Annotated in this window: 1 protein-coding gene; it reads left to right on the top strand. The window is 43.6% G+C overall.

Features of this window, described 5'->3' with window-relative positions:
• Nucleotides 1–475, top strand: a 475-nt coding sequence (locus HC175_RS18135) for an SDR family NAD(P)-dependent oxidoreductase (RefSeq protein ID WP_168139649.1), incomplete at both ends; no start/stop codon positions are given.

Raw genomic sequence — 475 nt, 5'->3', positions numbered from 1 at the left:
GCTCTGGCATTTGCTTTTGCCAAAGAAGGTGCCTTTCTCGTTTTGTCAGCAAGAAACAAGGACAAACTTGAGGAAGTTCAAAAAAGATGCTTAGAATATACTGCCAAATGCCGGGTACTACCGGTCGATTTATCTCATACTGAAGGATTGGAAAAAGTAGTTGGCTCGGTAATGGAACAAACAGGAAGGATTGACATATTGGTCAACAATGCAGGCAGAAGCCAGCGTTCATGGGCCAAAGAAACTCCAATAGAAATTGACCGCGATATTATGGAGCTGAACTTTTTTAGTGTAATCACTTTAACAAAACTGGTTTTAATACACATGCTGAAAACCGGATCGGGTCACCTGGTGGTCATCAGTAGCATTACCGGCAAGTTTGGGTTTCCAATGCGTACTGCCTATAGTGCGTCCAAGCATGCGCTCCAGGGATATTTCGAAGCATTGCGGGCTGAACTGGTTAATGACAATATCC

The organism is Salinimicrobium oceani (genome assembly GCF_012037645.1).
The sequence above is the reverse complement of the archived record's forward strand: the minus strand, read 5'-3'. Positions and strand labels throughout refer to the sequence as shown.